The organism is Bradyrhizobium ferriligni (assembly GCF_056837965.1).
This window is the reverse complement of sequence record NZ_JBXEJO010000057.1, coordinates 13,928-30,358: the sequence shown is the minus strand read 5'-3', so window position 1 is coordinate 30,358 and position 16,431 is coordinate 13,928. Positions and strand designations below refer to the sequence as shown.

General features: G+C 64.9%; 17 protein-coding genes. 9 read left to right on the top strand and 8 right to left on the bottom strand.

The annotated features are described in order from the left end of the window. Window positions 1-25: 25 nt before the first annotated feature. Window positions 26-1,060 carry an aspartate-semialdehyde dehydrogenase gene (locus AC1VNY_RS29440; protein ID WP_482407808.1) on the bottom strand — a complete coding sequence of 345 codons (1,035 nt, stop codon included), beginning with the start codon at window positions 1,058-1,060 and terminating at the stop codon, window positions 26-28. Between the two features lie 116 nt (window positions 1,061-1,176). On the opposite strand from AC1VNY_RS29440, the gene AC1VNY_RS29435 reads away from it, so the two are divergent. Then, window positions 1,177-1,971 carry a hypothetical protein gene (locus AC1VNY_RS29435; protein WP_482407807.1) on the top strand — a complete coding sequence of 265 codons (795 nt, stop codon included), beginning with the start codon at window positions 1,177-1,179 and terminating at the stop codon, window positions 1,969-1,971. A 176-nt stretch (window positions 1,972-2,147) separates the two neighbouring features. Then, window positions 2,148-2,552 carry a hypothetical protein gene (locus AC1VNY_RS29430; protein ID WP_028337879.1) on the top strand — a complete coding sequence of 135 codons (405 nt, stop codon included), beginning with the start codon at window positions 2,148-2,150 and terminating at the stop codon, window positions 2,550-2,552. 273 nt (window positions 2,553-2,825) lie between these two features. Here AC1VNY_RS29430 and leuB read toward each other — a convergent pair whose 3' ends face one another. Continuing rightward, a complete protein-coding gene (leuB, locus tag AC1VNY_RS29425; RefSeq protein WP_482407806.1) occupies window positions 2,826-3,938 on the bottom strand; it encodes a 3-isopropylmalate dehydrogenase in 1,113 nt (370 codons plus the stop codon). 274 nt (window positions 3,939-4,212) lie between these two features. On the opposite strand from leuB, the gene AC1VNY_RS29420 reads away from it, so the two are divergent. Next, window positions 4,213-5,076 carry an EamA family transporter gene (locus AC1VNY_RS29420; RefSeq protein ID WP_482407805.1) on the top strand — a complete coding sequence of 288 codons (864 nt, stop codon included), beginning with the start codon at window positions 4,213-4,215 and terminating at the stop codon, window positions 5,074-5,076. An 89-nt stretch (window positions 5,077-5,165) separates the two neighbouring features. Then, the gene (locus AC1VNY_RS29415; protein ID WP_482407804.1) at window positions 5,166-6,374 is read left to right on the top strand and encodes a YbfB/YjiJ family MFS transporter; all 1,209 of its coding nucleotides are present in this window, start codon (window positions 5,166-5,168) and stop codon (window positions 6,372-6,374) included. A gap of 97 nt (window positions 6,375-6,471) precedes the next feature. Here the strand turns inward: AC1VNY_RS29415 and AC1VNY_RS29410 are convergent, their stop codons facing one another. The 3 genes from AC1VNY_RS29410 to AC1VNY_RS29400 form a co-directional block, all read right to left on the bottom strand. Further along, entirely contained in the window at window positions 6,472-7,257 is a 786-nt protein-coding gene (locus AC1VNY_RS29410) for a molybdopterin-binding protein (protein WP_482407803.1), read from the bottom strand. Window positions 7,258-7,267: 10 nt separating this feature from the next. Continuing rightward, window positions 7,268-7,900, bottom strand: a complete 633-nt coding sequence (locus tag AC1VNY_RS29405; protein WP_482407802.1) for a cytochrome b/b6 domain-containing protein — start codon at window positions 7,898-7,900, stop codon at window positions 7,268-7,270. A 181-nt stretch (window positions 7,901-8,081) separates the two neighbouring features. Further along, window positions 8,082-8,636, bottom strand: a complete 555-nt coding sequence (locus tag AC1VNY_RS29400; RefSeq protein WP_028340862.1) for a fasciclin domain-containing protein — start codon at window positions 8,634-8,636, stop codon at window positions 8,082-8,084. A 326-nt stretch (window positions 8,637-8,962) separates the two neighbouring features. Between AC1VNY_RS29400 and AC1VNY_RS29395 the strand changes: the two genes are divergently transcribed. Next, window positions 8,963-10,363, top strand: a complete 1,401-nt coding sequence (locus AC1VNY_RS29395) for an MFS transporter (protein ID WP_411783077.1) — start codon at window positions 8,963-8,965, stop codon at window positions 10,361-10,363. 379 nt (window positions 10,364-10,742) lie between these two features. Here the strand turns inward: AC1VNY_RS29395 and AC1VNY_RS29390 are convergent, their stop codons facing one another. Continuing rightward, window positions 10,743-11,504: an SDR family oxidoreductase gene (locus AC1VNY_RS29390; protein WP_482407801.1), complete on the bottom strand. Its 762-nt coding sequence runs from the start codon at window positions 11,502-11,504 to the stop codon at window positions 10,743-10,745. A gap of 86 nt (window positions 11,505-11,590) precedes the next feature. Between AC1VNY_RS29390 and AC1VNY_RS29385 the strand changes: the two genes are divergently transcribed. After that, on the top strand, window positions 11,591-13,120 hold the full coding sequence (locus AC1VNY_RS29385) for a malonate--CoA ligase (RefSeq protein WP_482407800.1): 1,530 nt from the start codon (window positions 11,591-11,593) through the stop codon (window positions 13,118-13,120). A gap of 26 nt (window positions 13,121-13,146) precedes the next feature. Further along, complete coding sequence (locus AC1VNY_RS29380; RefSeq protein WP_482407799.1) at window positions 13,147-13,671, top strand: hypothetical protein; 525 nt, start codon at window positions 13,147-13,149, stop codon at window positions 13,669-13,671. Here AC1VNY_RS29380 and AC1VNY_RS29375 read toward each other — a convergent pair. Then, entirely contained in the window at window positions 13,649-14,509 is an 861-nt protein-coding gene (locus AC1VNY_RS29375) for a sulfite exporter TauE/SafE family protein (RefSeq protein ID WP_482407798.1), read from the bottom strand. The genes AC1VNY_RS29380 and AC1VNY_RS29375 overlap by 23 nt on opposite strands. 13 nt (window positions 14,510-14,522) lie before the next feature. Further along, the gene (locus AC1VNY_RS29370; RefSeq protein ID WP_482407797.1) at window positions 14,523-14,771 is read right to left on the bottom strand and encodes a hypothetical protein; all 249 of its coding nucleotides are present in this window, start codon (window positions 14,769-14,771) and stop codon (window positions 14,523-14,525) included. Between the two features lie 105 nt (window positions 14,772-14,876). Between AC1VNY_RS29370 and AC1VNY_RS29365 the strand changes: the two genes are divergently transcribed. Beyond that, the gene (locus AC1VNY_RS29365; protein ID WP_482407796.1) at window positions 14,877-15,797 is read left to right on the top strand and encodes a LysR family transcriptional regulator; all 921 of its coding nucleotides are present in this window, start codon (window positions 14,877-14,879) and stop codon (window positions 15,795-15,797) included. Between the two features lie 229 nt (window positions 15,798-16,026). After that, entirely contained in the window at window positions 16,027-16,425 is a 399-nt protein-coding gene (gene sdhC, locus AC1VNY_RS29360) for a succinate dehydrogenase, cytochrome b556 subunit (protein ID WP_028340868.1), read from the top strand. Window positions 16,426-16,431: the final 6 nt, after the last annotated feature.

The following is a 16,431-nucleotide window of genomic DNA, read 5'->3' as shown; positions in this document are numbered from 1 at the left end:
GGCACGCGCTTCCCGATTTCCGCTGCTAGGCCGCCTTCTGCTTCGCGGTGATCAGCTTGCGGTTGATCAGGACCTCGGCGATCTGCACGGCATTCAGCGCCGCGCCCTTGCGCAGATTGTCCGACACGCACCAGAACGACAGGCCGTTCTCCACCGTGGCGTCCTCGCGGATGCGGCTGATATAGGTCGCGTCCTCGCCGGCGGCCTCATAGGGCGTGACGTAGCCGCCCGGCTCGTGCTTGTCGATCACGAGGCAGCCCGGCGCATTGCGCAGGATGTTGCGCGCCTCGTCCGCCGTGATCGGATTGGCGAACTCGACGTTGACGGCTTCGGAGTGGCTGACGAACACCGGCACGCGCACGCAGGTCGCGGTCAGCTTGATCTTGGGATCAAGGATCTTCTTGGTCTCCACCATCATCTTCCACTCTTCCTTGGTGAAGCCGTCTTCCATGAAGACGTCGATCTGCGGAATGATGTTGAAGGCGATGCGCTTCGGAAACTTCTTATTGACCAGCTCGTCATTGGTGTAGACGGCCTTGGTCTGCGAGAACAATTCGTCCATCGCGTCCTTGCCGGCGCCCGACACCGATTGATAGGTCGAGACCACGACGCGCGTGATCGTCGCCTTGTCGTGCAGCGGCTTCAGCGCGACCACGAGTTGCGCGGTGGAGCAGTTCGGGTTGGCGATGATGTTCTTCTTGGTGAAGCCGGCGGTCGCATCCGCGTTGACCTCGGGCACGATCAGCGGCACGTCGGGGTCCATGCGCCAGGCCGAGGAGTTGTCGATCACGACCGCGCCGGCGGCGCCGATCTTGGGCGACCATTCCTTGGAGACCGAACCACCGGCCGACATCAGGCAGATGTCGATGTCGGAGAAGTCATAGTGCTCGAGCGCCTTCACCTTCAGCGTGCGGTCGCCATAGGAGACCTCGATGCCGACGCTGCGGCGCGAGGCCAGCACGACGACCTCGTCGGCGGGGAATTTGCGCTCGTCGAGAATGTTGAGCATTTCGCGCCCGACATTGCCGGTCGCTCCGACCACCGCGACTTTGTAACCCATCGTTCACTCTCCGACGAAAAATGCCCGTTCCCCCGCCAGCTGCGGAAAGGGAAGAGGCAGCGCTTCTATGCGAGAAACCCCGTCAAGACAACGTTGCGTAGCTTTTGAGCGTTTTGATGCGTTTATTTCGGGCCGATCCGGCCGCGTCCCATCATACGAGAAATCCGTCAGCGCTGACGAGCTTCGTCGACGAGGTGTACGCCACGCTCTCCCGGCTGTTCGCCTATGTCGCCGTGCTCGCGCTGTTCGTCGTCCTCGGCAACTATCTATGGAAGCAGCTGCCCGACGCAACGGCGATGGCGGCCCCTGCCGTCGTGGGCTGGAGCCCGGCCGGCCGCCTGGCGCCGGCGTTTGCCGTGAGCCGGCTCGATCTGCGAGACAAAACAGAGACTTATGAGATCTTCCGGCACTCCGAAGGCGGCCGCAAGGACGTCTTCCGCTGGGCCGATGCCAATGGTGCACCGGTCGCCGAGCTGGAAATCTACCGCCCCGGCGGCGAGGCCATGGGCCCTGCGGTCACCGAGATTGCCGGGCGGCTCGAGCCGAGCGGCGTCCGCGAGCTCGAGGCGGCCGGCATCGTCGACAGCAAGTTCGGCGGCGTCACCTTGCTGCGCCCGGCGCGGCAGGACGGCGACCGCGCCTGCCTCGGCTTCCTCAAGCAGGCCGACGCGCCTGATCTCCGGATCTCCGGCTGGACCTGCCAGGGCACCAGTCTGCCGGCCCGGCGCGCCGCGATCGTCTGCATGCTGAACCGCCTGACCCTGCTGGCCGCGGGCAACGATCCGCGGCTCGCCGCCCTGTTCGCGCATGCCGAGCTCAAGCGCACCGACTGCGTTACCTCCGGCGCGCGGGCCCTGTCGGCCGACTGGGTCATGGGCAGCGAGAACCCGCGCCTGCGCGGCGCCCTTTGATGGCGAGACCGTGGCAAGGCACTGGTTTTCATGAAACTTTTGCGCTTGGACACGCATTATCTCAGCCGGTGTGGCGCAATTGACCTAGTGACGGCCTCCCCACCATGGCTACAATGTGTTCCGAGTGATTTTGGCGGACGCGCCAGCCCCGATGGGGCCGTAATGACGAGGATGCGATGACCTTGAAATTCCCTGCCGCGAACAAGCTCGTGGTGTTGCTTGCCGCGGCTGCCGTCACCGCAACCGCGTTCGGCATGACCGCGGCCAGCGCGCAGAGCCCGGCCAAGCGCAAGCAGCAGGAGCAGTATGACCGCGACGGCCGCCGCTATTACGGTGCGCAGGGTCCGAACCGCGTCTATCAGCAGGGTCCGCGCACCCGCGTTTACGTCACCACGCGCTCGTGGCTCGACGCCGGCACCGAAGTGCTGCCGGGCGACCGCAAGTTCAACGACTACGCGTATCCGCCGGAGATCGGCTACCCCACGTTCGCACGCGAGAACAACAATCGCCCGATCGATCGCCAGCCGCTCAGCCCGCCGGCCGATCTCGGTGGCTATCCGCGGAATTTCCCGCTGTATTGAGAATTTCGGCGAGCAGCCGATACGAAAATGCCCGGCTTCGGCCGGGCATTTTTGTTTGGATCAAAGTGTAGGGTGGGCGCGCTTTCGCTTTGCCCAGCTTACTGATGTTCAACGTCCTGCGTCGTCCCGGCGAAGGCCGGGACCCATAACCACTGCTGTTGGTTATGACGCTCGTCTGCCAGTCGCTTCAGATTGAGAAGCCGCGGCGTATGGGTCCCGGCCTTCGCCGGGACGACACCATTGTTCGTTGCCGCATTGTCGTTGCCGCGAGCCTTACGCGTGCAGCTTCTGCAATTCCTTCAGGATCGCCTCGCCCATCTGGCTCGTGGTGGCCGGCGTGGTGCCTTCCGACTTGATGTCGGCGGTGCGCAAGCCGCTGGCGAGCACGGCCGCGATCGCGGCATCGACCTTGTCGGCGAGCTCGCCCATGTCGAAGGAATAGCGCAGCGCCATGCCGAACGACGAGATCATCGCGATCGGGTTGGCGAGGCCTCGGCCTGCGATATCGGGCGCCGAGCCGTGCACCGGCTCGAACAGCGAGCGCCGCTTCTTCGTCTTCGAGTCGACTTCGCCGAGCGAGGCCGACGGCAGCATGCCGAGCGAGCCGGTCAGCATCGCCGCGATGTCGGACAGCATGTCGCCGAACAGATTGTCTGTCACGATGACGTCGAACTGCTTCGGCGCCTTGACGAGGTTCATGCCGCCGGAATCCGCGAGTTGGTGCTCGAGCGTGACGTCCTTGTATTCGCGCGCATGGACCTGGGTCATGACCTCGTTCCAGAGCACGCCCGACTTCATGACGTTGCGCTTCTCCATCGACGTCACCTTGTTCTTGCGCTTACGCGCCAGGTCGAAGGCGACGCGGCCGATGCGCTCGATCTCGTAGGTGTCGTAGACCTGGGTGTCGACCGCGCGCTTCTGACCGTTGCCGAGATCGGTGATGGTCTTCGGTTCGCCGAAATAGACGCCACCGGTGAGCTCGCGGACGATCATGATGTCGAGACCCTCGACCACGTCGCGCTTCAGGCTCGAGGCCTCGGCGAGCGCCGGGTAGCACACCGCCGGGCGCAGATTGGCGAACAGGCCGAGATCCTTGCGCAGCCGCAGCAGGCCCGCCTCGGGACGGACCTCATAGGGCACGCTGTCCCACTTCGGGCCGCCGACCGCGCCGAAGATCACGGCGTCCGCCGCCGTCGCCTTGGCCATGTCGCCCTCGGAGATCGACACCTTGTGGGCGTCATAGGCGGAGCCGCCGACCAGGCCCTGCTCGGTCTCGAACTTCGCGATGCCCTGCGCATTCAGCCAGTCGATCACGCGTTGCACCTCGGCCATCACTTCGGGGCCGATGCCGTCGCCGGGGAGAAGCAGCAGTTTATGGGTCGCCATGATGTTACCTCGAGCTAATCGTTGTTGTCGTTGCCGGGCAAGAGCGCGAAGCGCGTCCTCGCACAGATGCCCCGGCAATCCATCCCGCTTCGAAAGGCCTCTCTGAAGATGGATGGATGCCCGGGTCGAGCCCGGGCATGACGAGCGGGGAAATCCGGCCGGAGTGCTAAAACGCCGGAGCCGGATTGGCAAGGCACCCCGGATCGGCCCAGAATGGCCCCAACGAGCAACCCGCGCCCCAAGAAGCTAACAAGAAGCCAACAAGACGGACCTCATGACCGCAGCCATCGTCTACGCCTTCGCCTCGGCGATTTTCCTCGGCGCCGGGGTGGTGCTGGCGCAGCTCGGCCTGCGCACCGTCGAGCCGCTGTCGGGCGCCGCGATCAGCGTGCCCTCTTTCACCCTGTTGTTCCTGCTGCTATCGCCGCTGATCCTGCATGGCGAGCCGGTGGTCTGGCGCGCCCTGCCGATCTTCATGGCGATCGGGCTGTTCTTCCCCGCCTCGCTGACGCTCCTGACCTTTGCGTCGAACCGGGCGCTGGGACCGGTCATCACCTCGACCCTGGGCAATCTGGCGCCGCTGTTTGCGGTCACCGCCGCCGTGATGCTGCTGCACGAGCCCTTGCTGCCGCAGCAGCTCATCGGGCTCGTCGTCGCGGTCGCGGGCGCCGCCATCATCACCGTGACGAGGCCGCGCGACCTCGGCCATTGGCGCAGCTGGGCCCTGCTGCTGCCGCTCGCGAGCGCGCTGGTGCGCGGCATCGTGCCGCCGATCGCCAAGCTCGGCCTTGCGATCTGGCCGAGCCCGCTATGGGCCTGCCTGGTCGGCTATGTCATGTCCTCGCTGGTGGTGCTGACCGTGCAACGGGTCCGCAAGGGCAGCTTCATGGTGCAGGCGCCGCGCGAGGGCCGATTCTGGTTCGCGCTGACCGGGATCAGCAACGGGCTCAGCGCGCTCAGCCTGTTCGCCGCGGTCCGCAACGGCCCGATCACGCTGGTGGCGCCGCTCGCCGCGATCTATCCGCTGGTCACCGTGGTGATGAGCGCGATGATGCTCAAGCATGTCGAGATCACCGCGCGGATCGTCGGCGGCACCCTGCTGACCGTGATCGGCGTCGCGCTGGTCCTGATCGCCTGATTGCCTGATACGCAAGACAGTGTTGCGGGCATCGGCGCTGGGCAGCGCCGCCGCGGCCTGTCACAATGCGGGCATTGCCGGAGTGAATTGTGAGAGCCCCCGCCCCGTCCTACCCGCATCCCGCGCGGCTGATCCTTATTCTGTCGCTCGCACCGACCGTCGGTCTCGGCATCGGCCGGTTTGCCTATTCGCTGGTGCTGCCCGACATGCGCGACTCGCTGGCCTGGTCGTATTCGGCCGCCGGCTTCATGAACACGATCAATGCCGCCGGCTATCTGGCCGGCGCGCTGCTCGCCTCGCGCCTGATTGAACGCTTCGGGCTTGCCGCATCGGTGCGCTGGTCGACGCTGGCCTGCGCGCTGTCGCTGGCGCTTTGCGCCCTCTCGGGCAATTTCGTGGTGCTGAGTTTTGCCCGCCTGCTGGTCGGCTTCGCCGCCGCGATCGGCTTCGTCGGCGGCGGCGCGCTCGCGGCGACCATCGCGCAATCGCGACCCGAACGCGCGAACTTCCTGCTCAGCCTGTTCTATGCCGGGCCGGGCGTCGGCATCCTCGCATCCGGCTTGATCGCGCCCTTCGTGCTGCAGGGTTTCGGCGCCGGCTCGTGGTGGATCGTGTGGTGGGCGATGACGCTGCTTTCCGCGATCATGACCGTGCCGCTGATGCTGGCGCCGCTCCACGCCAACGCCGCCGCCGGCGGCATCGTGCGGACCCAATTCGCCGTGATGCCGGTCCTGATCTACCTCGCCGCCTATTTCCTGTTCGGTGCCGGCTACATCGCCTACATGACCTTCATGATCGCCTATGTCCGCGACGGCGGCGGCGGCGCGGCTGCACAGAGCGCGTTCTGGAGCCTGATCGGCGTCAGCGCATTCGTCACGCCCTGGATCTGGGGGCGCGTGCTGGCGCTCGACCGCGGCGGGCTCGCCACCACCATCATCCTCGGCGTCAACGCGCTCGGCGCGGCTCTGCCGATCTTCGGGCATTCGCCGCTGCTGCTTGCGATCTCGGCGCTGGTGTTCGGCGTCGCCTTCTTCGCCGTGGTCGGCTCGACCACCGCCTTCGTGCGCTTCAACTACCCGCCGCAATTCTGGCCGACCGCGATCGCGGCGATGACCATCGCCTTCGGCATCGGCCAGACGCTCGGACCGATCGTGGTCGGCGCCATCACCGATGCGGTCGGCAGCCTGTCATTTGCGTTGAACGTCTCGGCCGCGATGCTCGCGCTCGGCGCGCTGCTGTCGGCGTTTCAGAGGAAGGTCCCCTCCCAGCGTCGTCCCGGCGAGGGCCGGGACCCATAACCACAGCTGGTTGGGGGATGTAAGGGAGCGTCTCCCAGCCTGCCTATTCCCTCGGCTGCGGAGTATGGGTCCCGGCCTTCGCCGGGACGACAGCAAGTTAGCTCCCGCTGAACGAATTGTAGCCCTGGTCTTCCCAGTAGCCGCCCTTGTAGTCGTTGGTGACTTCCATCGAGAGCACGTATTTCGGGTTCTTGAAGCCGAGCTTGGTCGGCACCCGGATCTTCATCGGAAAGCCGTAGGCGCGCGGCAGGATCTCGTCGGCGAATTTGAACGTCATCTGGGTCTGCGGGTGCAGCGCCGAGCGCATGTCGAGCGGCGAGTTATAGCCGTCCTTGTCGGCGCACTGGAACCAGACATATTTGGCGCGGGTGTCGGCGCCGACCAGCTTGAGGAAATCGCGCAAGGGCGTGCCGGTCCAACTGCCGATCGCGCTCCAGCCCTCGACGCAGATATGGCGCGTCACCTGCTTGACCTGCGGCAGCTTGTACAATTCGTCGAGCGTCCACGACTTCTTGTTGTCGACCAGCCCGCGCACTTCGAGCTTCCAGTCGGCGCCTGCGATCTCAGGCGCGTCGTCGAGATCGTAATAGGCGTTGAACGGGAACGGCTTGGTGATCATGCTCTCGGGGAAGGTCGGCGCCAGCGCATCCGGATTGAACATCCAGGCCTGCACCGCGTCGTTGAACTTCGAGACCTGCTTCAGCATCTCCTCGGCCGACGACGAATCGACCACGTCGCAGCCGGTGAGCAGCGTCAGCGCGCCGAGGCTGGTGCCCGCCGTGATGAAGCGGCGGCGCGTCAGCTCCGGCATCGTCTTCACCGCATCGCGCACGAGCAGCGTCTTGTCGACACCGGGGATCAGGAGCTTGCGGAGACGACCCATGACTACCTCCCTAGCGTCCGATGATCATGGCGCGCAGGCTCTTCGGCACCAGCAGCGCGAGCGCGACATGGATCACCAGGAAGGCGACGATCAGCGCCATGCAGGTGAAGTGAACATAACGGGCGAAATCGTAGCCGCCGAACAGCGACACCAGCCAGTGCAACTGCACCGGCTTCCACATCGACAGGCCGGACAGCACGATGACGACGCCGACGATGATGATGCCGGCATAGAGCAGTTTCTGCACCGAATTGTATTTGCTGAGGTCGTCATGCGACAGCTTGAAGGTCAGCGCCGCCTTGGTGTCGGCAATCACGCCGCCGGGGGTGACCGGCAGCAGCTTCTTGCGGAACCGGCCGGTGGCGAAACCCAGCGCCAGATAGACCAGGCCGTTGACCATCAACAGCCACATCGCGGCGAAGTGCCAGAGCAGCGCACCGCCGAGCCAGCCGCCGAGCGTGATGCTCCGCGAGAAGGTGAAGCCAAACAGCGGCGAGGCGTTGTAGATCTGCCAGCCGGACATGATCATCAGGATCATCGCGAAGGCGTTGATCCAGTGCACCATGCGCACCCAGACCGGCTGGATCGCCTTCGCGGGCGCCGCGGTCTCGGCCTGGTGGTCGCTGACGGCAAGGCTCGTCATGGGATATCTCTGCTCGTGGTCGTTACCGGCTTATACGCCCGGAACCGGCGTTCCGTTACGGGGTCTCGCGTTATCAGTTTGATATAGGCTGCTTCAAATGGTCACAAAAATGCGAGCCGGGGCGCGGCGCCGGCTCGCTATGTCGCGGGTCCCTTGAGGGACTAAATCAGGCCGCCAGGTGTCACGTCGCCGGCATCAGCACGGTGTCGACCACATGGATGACGCCGTTCGACTGGTTGACGTTGGAGATCGTCACCATCGAGCTGCCGCCCTTGGCATCGACGATCCAGACCTTGCCGTCCTGCTTCTTCACGGTCAGTTCCTCGCCCTCGGCGGTCTTCAGCTTCTTGCCGTCGGTGAGGTCGGAGGCCTCGAGCTTGCCCGGCACCACATGGTAGGTGAGGATCTTGGTCAGCGTCGCCTTGTTCTCGGGCTTGACGAGGCTGTCGACGGTTCCGGCCGGCAGCTTGCCGAACGCGGCGTTGGTCGGCGCGAACACCGTGAACGGGCCCTTGCCTTCCAGCGTGCTGACCAGGCCCGCGGCCTTCACCGCGGCGACGAGCGTGGTGTGATCCTTCGAATTGACGGCGTTCTGCACGATGTTCTTCGACGGGAACATCGCGGCGCCACCGACCATCACGGTCTTTTCCTCGGCGCGGACCGGCGCCACGACAGTGGCCGTGATCGCGAGCGCGCTGAAGGCGGCGGCGGTGAGATAGGCAATACGCTTCGACATGGTTTCGTCTCCCGATGAGTAGGCCGACCGGCGAGACTTCGCCGGCGTTGAAGGGGCAACAACGGCGCGTGCTGGTTGATGAATGCGTCGTCGTTGGCCGAGCTACGGCAGGTTTTCCGGACGGTTTCCGGAAATAATTCTTTGTGATTGTTGAAACCGGCCGGCGCGCGCTGCGTACACGCGATGCCGCGTGCAGCCCGCCAGGCATTCCATTCAGCGGAATGGACGCGTGCGCTGCCGCGAGCAATTTGCTTGCCGCAGCTAGCTGATTGGTTCAGCTTGAGGTTGCGGCACGGCTTCGCAGAAAGCGGCCGCGGGGAGGCATCATGAGCAGCATCACGGCTGACGGCCACGCCGCACCTGCGGTGAACGATGCAAGCATCGACATCGGTCCGCTCGAGCAGAAGCACCTGCAATACGCCAACTACCGCGCGGTTGCGGACACAACCGAGATCACGAAAACGCATTGGCACATCGCGACCGCCAACGCGCTCGGCTGGGGCTTCGACGGCATGGACGGCGTGATCTTCGCGCTGATCTCGCCGATGGTGATCAAGGAATTTTCGCTGAGCCTGCCGGAGTATCGCTCCGGCATGCAGATCGCGCTGTTCATCGGCATCGCGGGGCTTTACTTCTGGCCATGGCTCGCCGACCGCTACGGTCGCCGCACGCTGCTCGCCGTCAATATCGCGCTGTTCTCGCTCCTGATGCCGGTCGCGGCGATGTCGCCGACCTTCGCGGTGTTCGTGATCGCGCGCTCGCTATTGTTCTTCGCGCTCAACGGCGAATGGTCGCTCGGCTCGATGCTGGTGGCGGAGACGTGGCCGGCCCGGCTCCGCGGCCGCGTCATCAGCATCACCCGCTCGGCCTGGTGCCTCGGCGCCACGCTCGCCGGTGCGATCACCGGGCTCGTGGCCGCCAATTTTGGCTGGCGCATCGCCGTGATGGTGCCCGGCGTGATCGCGCTGCTTGCGATCTATATCCGCTCCACCTGCCCGGAATCGCCCTATTGGGTGCGCGCGCAGGACCGCAAGCGGCGCATCTCGGAGACGCTGGCGCGCGGCGGCACGGTCAGCGCCGAGGACAGCGCCTGGTTCGGCAAGGCCAAGTCGGTCGGCATCCGCCAGGTGTTCATGCCCGACGTGCTGCCCGCCACACTTGTCGCGCTGTTCGTCGCCTGCGCCTCGACCTGCATCTACGGCACGGTCGGCGCCTGGATGCCGCTGTATCTGTCGACCGAGAAGCACTGGTCGACCGCCGAATACAGCCTGTTCTACGTGTTCTACGGGCTGTGCGGCTTCCTTGGCTTGTGTCTGGTCGGCTGGCTGATCGACAAGATCGGTCGCCGCCGCACCTTCATCATCACCCTGATCGAGGGCGCGATCTTCATGACGCTCTGGGTCTATTCCGAGGACCGCGTACTGCTGTGGGCGTTCGGGCTCGCCTGGTGTCTCGGCTTCCTCGGCTTCTGGGGGCCGAGCACGACGCTGACCGCGGAGATCTTCCCGACCCGGATCCGCGGCGCCGCCAACGGCGTGGTCTGGGCGATCGCCTATTTCGTCGGCTTCGTGCTGTTTCCCTTCGTCTCGATCGCGCTCCAGCAGCACACCGGCTCGTTCGCGCTGTCGTTCCTCTGCATCCCCGTGCTGATGATCGCGATGGCGATCGGCGTGTTCCTGTTCGTGCCGGAGCATACCGGCAAGGAATTGAACGAGATCATCGAGTGAGTCGCGCGGGACTCGTCGTTTGCAGCCCGGATGAAGCGCAGCGTAATCCGGGCTACGGAGCTCCAACCTCCCCTTGAAAAGGGGAGGTCGCTTTGCTCGCAGAGCAAAGCGGGTGGGGATCAGCGCTCTCCGCATACGGCATCGCCTGCGGCTGACCCCCATCCCGGCCTTCCCCCTTTCAGGGGGAAGGAGAAGATGGACCCGTAGCCCCGTTGCGGATTAATGGCACGCTGTCGTCCCGACCAAGCGAAGCGCGAGCCGGGACCCATAACCACGAATGGTCGTTTTGCGAAAGCTGTGGCTCCAGCCCATGCTAGCAACGAACGTCGGCGGTTATGGGTCCATGCTTTGGCAGGGACGACCCGTTGTGAGAGCTGTTCTAATCCCGGTTCGCCGGTGTCTGGATGAAGCCGCGGTTGTGGGTCGGGCTGATCAGGATCTCGTTCATACAGACCCGTGCCGGCATGCTGGCGACGAAGGCGATGGTGCGGCCGCAATCCTCGGGCTGCAGCATCTTGGCCTGCTCGGCTTCGCTCGGCACCACCGGCCGCTGCTTCAGGATCGGGGTCGCGACCTCGCCCGGCGACAGGCAGCAGGCGCGCAGGCCGTTGACGCATTCGTCCATGTTGAAGGAATGGGTCAGCGCCAGCACTGCGTGCTTGGTCGTGGTGTAGGCCGGGCCCGGCATCTTCGAGACGTGGCGGCCGGCCCAGGAGGCGACGTTGATGATGCAGCCGTCCTGCTGCTTGCGCATCGTCGGCAGCACCGCGCGCATGCAGTAGAGCACGCCGTTGAGATTGATCTCGACGAGCTTGTCCCAGCCTTCCAGTTCCATGTCGGCCCAGCTGCGCTTCGGCACGTTGATGCCGGCGCTGTTGACCAGGAGGTCGATGCGGCCGTGCCTGGCGACGATCGCCTCGGCGGCCCTGTTGACATCGGCCTTGTTGCTGACATCGAGCGGGATCGCCTCGGCATTGCCGCCCTTTTTCGTGATGTTGGCCACCACGCGGTCGAGCTCTTCCCTGCGGCGGCCGGAGACCACCACCGTCCAGCCGTCCGCAGCCAGGAATTCCGCCCCGGATTCGCCGATTCCGGTGCCGCCGCCGGTGACCCAGGCCACGCGTTTCCCATTGTTTGTCATGCAAACTGTCTCCGTTGCTTTCTGAAGGGCGTTTTTGCTAATCCAGCCGAAATCTTCCGGCCCTTCGCCCCTCGGGGAATCTTTGCATGAACACGACCACCAACGCCAATCTGTTTTCCCGCCTGTTCGACGGCCTCGACGACCCCGGCCGGCTCGCGATCGAGCAGCTCGACGGCAGCCGCATCTCCTATGGCGATCTGATCGCGCGCGCAGGCCAGATGGCGAACGTGCTGGTTGAGCGCGGCGTCAAGCCGGGCGACCGCGTCGCGGCGCAGACCGAGAAGTCGGTTTCGGCCCTGGTGCTGTATCTCGCCACCGTGCGCGCCGGCGGCGTCTACCTGCCGCTCAACACCGCCTATACGCTGAACGAGCTCGAATACTTCATCACCGACGCCGAGCCGGCGCTGGTGGTCTGCGATCCTTCCAAGCAGGACGGCATCAAGGCGATCGCCGCCAAGGTGGGCGCCAAGGTCGAGACGCTCGGTGTCAGCGGCAAGGGTTCGCTGACCGAGGCCGCCGACAAGGCGGCGACGGAATTCGTCACGGTGCCTCGCGGCAATAATGATCTCGCCGCGATCCTCTACACGTCGGGCACCACCGGCCGCTCCAAGGGAGCGATGCTGTCGCACGACAATCTGGCCTCGAACTCGTACTCGCTGGTCGACTACTGGCGCTTCACCGACAAGGATGTGCTGATCCACGCGCTGCCGATCTATCATACCCACGGCCTGTTCGTGGCGAGCAACGTGACGCTGTTCGCGCGCGCCTCGATGATCTTCCTGCCGAAGTTCGATCCGGATGTGATCATCAAGCTGATGGCCCGCGCCACCGTGATGATGGGCGTGCCGACCTTCTATACCCGCCTGCTGCAGAATCCCGGCCTGAACAAGGACGCCACCAGGCACATGCGGCTGTTCATCTCGGGCTCGGCGCCGCTGCTCGCCGACACCCACCGCGAATGGTCGGCACGCACTGGGCATGCCGTGCTCGAGCGCTACGGCATGACCGAGACCAACATGAACACCTCGAACCCCTATGACGGCGATCGCGTGCCCGGCGCGGTCGGCTTCGCGCTGCCCGGCGTCTCGGTGCGGGTCACCGATCCCGAGACCGGCAAGGAGCTTGCGCGCGAGACCATCGGCATGATCGAGGTCAAGGGCCCGAACGTGTTCCAGGGCTACTGGCGGATGCCGGAGAAGACCAAGGCCGAATTCCGCGGCGACGGCTTCTTCATCACCGGCGACCTCGGCAAGATCGATGACAAGGGCTACGTCCACATCCTCGGGCGCGGCAAGGATCTCGTGATCTCCGGCGGCTTCAACGTCTACCCGAAGGAGATCGAGAGCGAGATCGACGCCATGCCCGGCGTGATCGAGTCCGCCGTGATCGGCGTGCCGCATGCCGATTTCGGCGAAGGCGTGACCGCCGTCCTGGTCTGCAGCAAGGGCGCCGATGTCAGCGAGGCCTCGGTGCTGAAGGCGCTCGACGGACGACTGGCGAAGTTCAAGATGCCGAAGCGCGTCTTCGTCGTCGACGAACTGCCGCGCAACGCGATGGGCAAGGTGCAGAAGAATATTTTGCGCGATACGTATAAGAATATCTACGCGAAGGGATGAAGCCGCAAGAACGTCGTGAGGGGTAGATGGAGCGGGAGCAGGCTATCCAGATTAACGATCAACTCGTCATCGCGCACGAGGCGATGAAGAAGGCTCGAATCGCGATTGCGGAGCTCGGAAAGCAGGAGCGGCTTGAATTGGATGGCCCGCTTTATGACCTCCTGCTCGAGCTGGAATGGCAGGTGATGCTACCGCTCTACGAACAGTTTCGCGACCTGATGAAGCTGGAGCTTCACGAAGAACTGCCTCCCCCGACCTCCGAACTGAAGTGGAGTGACGTGCGTCTCCCCCGTGGCGCTACGGAAGCTGCGCTCGACGACGTCATCATGTCGGCCCTGACACCGCGACGGCAAAAGGTCGCGAGGATTATAGGGATCGCGATGGCAGACTGCGAGAAACTGAAATTGCCAATAGCTCCTGAAATGATCGGAGCACGCTTGCGATTCCTGTCCCACGCCGATCGGATCGAGGGTGTCGGAGACCTCCGACGGTGGGGTCACAGCGAAGTACGGCTGAAGGACGAGCCGATCAGTGCCCTCCGGCGAGGCTGATCACGAACCGCCCGCCGACAATGAAGAGATAGGCCCCGAACGCCACCTCCAGCGCCCGCTTCGACAGCGCGTGCGCGACCTTGACACCGAGCGGCGCGGTGACGAGCGTGGTCGGCATCACCAAGAGCGCGCCGATCAGCGAGACGTAGCCGAGCGCGAACGGCAGTTGCAGCGCCGCGACGTCGGGAAAGCGCGCGGCTGCGGGCCATCCGGCATAGACGTAGCCCAGCGCGCCGGGGATCGAGATCAGCACCGCGAGCGCCGACGAGGTCGCGACCGCCTGATGGATCGGCCGGCCGTAGAAGGTCATCAGCAGATTGGCGAACAGGCCGCCGCCGATGCCCATCAGCGTCGACAGCAGGCCGACGAAAAAGCCGTAGACGCGCATCAAAAAGCCCTTCGGCACGTCGTCGCCGAACTTCCAGGTCTCGCGCGCCAGCAGCAATCGTGCGGCTGCCGACCACGCCACCATCACGAACACGATCTTGAACAGCCGCTCTGGCGCGAAGCGCGCGGTGACGCTGCCGGCGGCGACGCCGATCACGATCGGCAGCCACCAGCGCTTCAGGATCGCCATGTCGACTGCGCCGCGGCGATAATGCGCACGGAACGAGCTCAGCGAGGTCGGGATGATGATCGCGAGCGAGGTGCCGATGCACAGCGGCATCCGCACTTCGAGCGGCACGCCGGCGAGGCGAAAGCATTCATAGAACACCGGCACCAGGATCGCGCCGCCGCCGATGCCGAACAGCCCGGCAAGAAAGCCGGACAGCGCGCCGACCGCGATCAGCAGCAGCGCAAGCTCGAGCAATTCCTTGGGGTCGAGGCCGGCCATCATGTCCTTCGCATCATCAGGAGGCGCTCGCCTCGGTGCGGTCGGCCAACCACAGCGCGACCGACGCTGCGACGGGAGCAGCGACCGCAATCAAGGCAAAGCGGAGGGGGATCGAGGACGTCGCGCCCTGCATCGGCAACTTCAGCAAATCGATTAACAGTCCGACGCAGGAGAAAACAAGCAGGATGGCCAGATCGTCGGCACCGCCGCGGCCGGCACGTCTGCACCGCTCGAGCGAATTCGGATGGATGGACGTTGAGGCCATGTCGGGCTCCTCAAATCGTGGGAGCCGTCAGGCTAGACCCTTCTGAAAGACGGGGGTATTGCTAGAGATGAGCAGGCTCTCTTGCGAAATGCGGAAGGATCGGGCTTGGACCAGCTTGCGGCGATGGCGGCCTTTGTCCGCGCGGTCGAGACCGGCAGCCTGTCGGCGGCGGCGCGCGCGCTGCCGAGCTCGCTGACTTCGGTGAGCCGGCAGATCAGCGCGCTCGAGGAGCATTTCGGCACCCGCCTGTTGCTGCGCACCACCCGCCAGCTCGCGCTGACCGACGACGGGCGCATTCTCTACGAGCGCGCGAAATCGATCCTCGGCGAGGTCAGGGAGATTGAGGCGGCGCTGGCGCGCGACCCGCATCAGCCGTCGGGGCGGATCCGCGTCAGCTCGCCGAGCCTGATCGGACGGCTCGTGATCGCGCCGCTACTGGTCGCGTTTCTGCGCCGCTATCCGGCGCTGTCCGTCGACCTTCTTCTGGTCGACCGCGCCGTCGACATGGTCGAGGAGGATATCCATCTGGCAATACGCATCGGCCGCTTGCGCGACTCGCAGCTGATCGCGCGGAAGCTCACCGATCTGCAGATGATCGTGTGCGCGTCGCCGGACTATCTGGCCCGGCACGGCGTACCGCAGACCCCGGACGATCTTGCCGCTTATGACTGCCTGGTGTTTTCCGATTCGCCCGGCAGCGCGGAGTGGCGCTTTGCCGACGGCACCAAGACGGGTCGCAAAATCCGCATGTCCGGTCGGCTCTGGATGAATAGCCTCGACGCGCTGGTCAGTGCAGCGCGGGAGGGCGCCGGCATCGTCCGCGTGCCGTCCTGGCAAGTGCAGTCCGAGCTCGCCGACGGTCGCCTGGCGCGCCTGCTGATCGACCATGAGCCGGCACCGACGCCGCTGCATCTGATGCTTCAGCCGTCACGTCTCGCATCGCCTAAGATCAGGGCATTTGTCGATTATCTGGTGGAACAGTGGGGCAAAATCGATGCCTTGCGGACCCCGTTTGCGGGCAGCTGAGCGCGCCAATCGATCCACGAGCATCGAGATTCACTGTTTGGTTCGCTCGACCTTGCATCTGGTATACCACACTGCGGATCAACCAGAATTCGGCAAGTCTAACAATGAACTTCGGTTCGACCGAAGGCTATTTGGCCGTTGCGCGGGGTGATCCTAGTCCGTAAATAGAACTCCTCTACCGCGTTCCCCGATGGGCCGGCCGCGGTCCCTCACAACATAAAGCCCGCCGATGACCGCCAGGATCGAACGACCGCTTTCACCCCATTTGCAGACCTACCGGTGGACGCTGACGATGGCGCTGTCCATCGTCCACCGCGCCACGGGTTTGGCCCTCTATTTCGGCACTCTGCTGCTGGCCTGGTGGCTGATCGCCGCCGCCTCCGGCCCCTCGGCCTACGCCAACGTCCAGGCCTTCACCGGCAGCGCGATCGGCAAGCTGATCGTGTTCGGCTACACATGGGCGCTGATGCACCATCTGTGCAGCGGCATCCGGCATTTCGTCTGGGATCTCGGCTACGGCTTCAAGGCCAATGAGCGCGAAGCCCTGACCTGGGGCGCGCTGGTCGCCGGCATCGCACTGACCGTGCTGATCTGGATCATCGCTTACGCCGTGGGAGGTGGACGATGAGCGGCC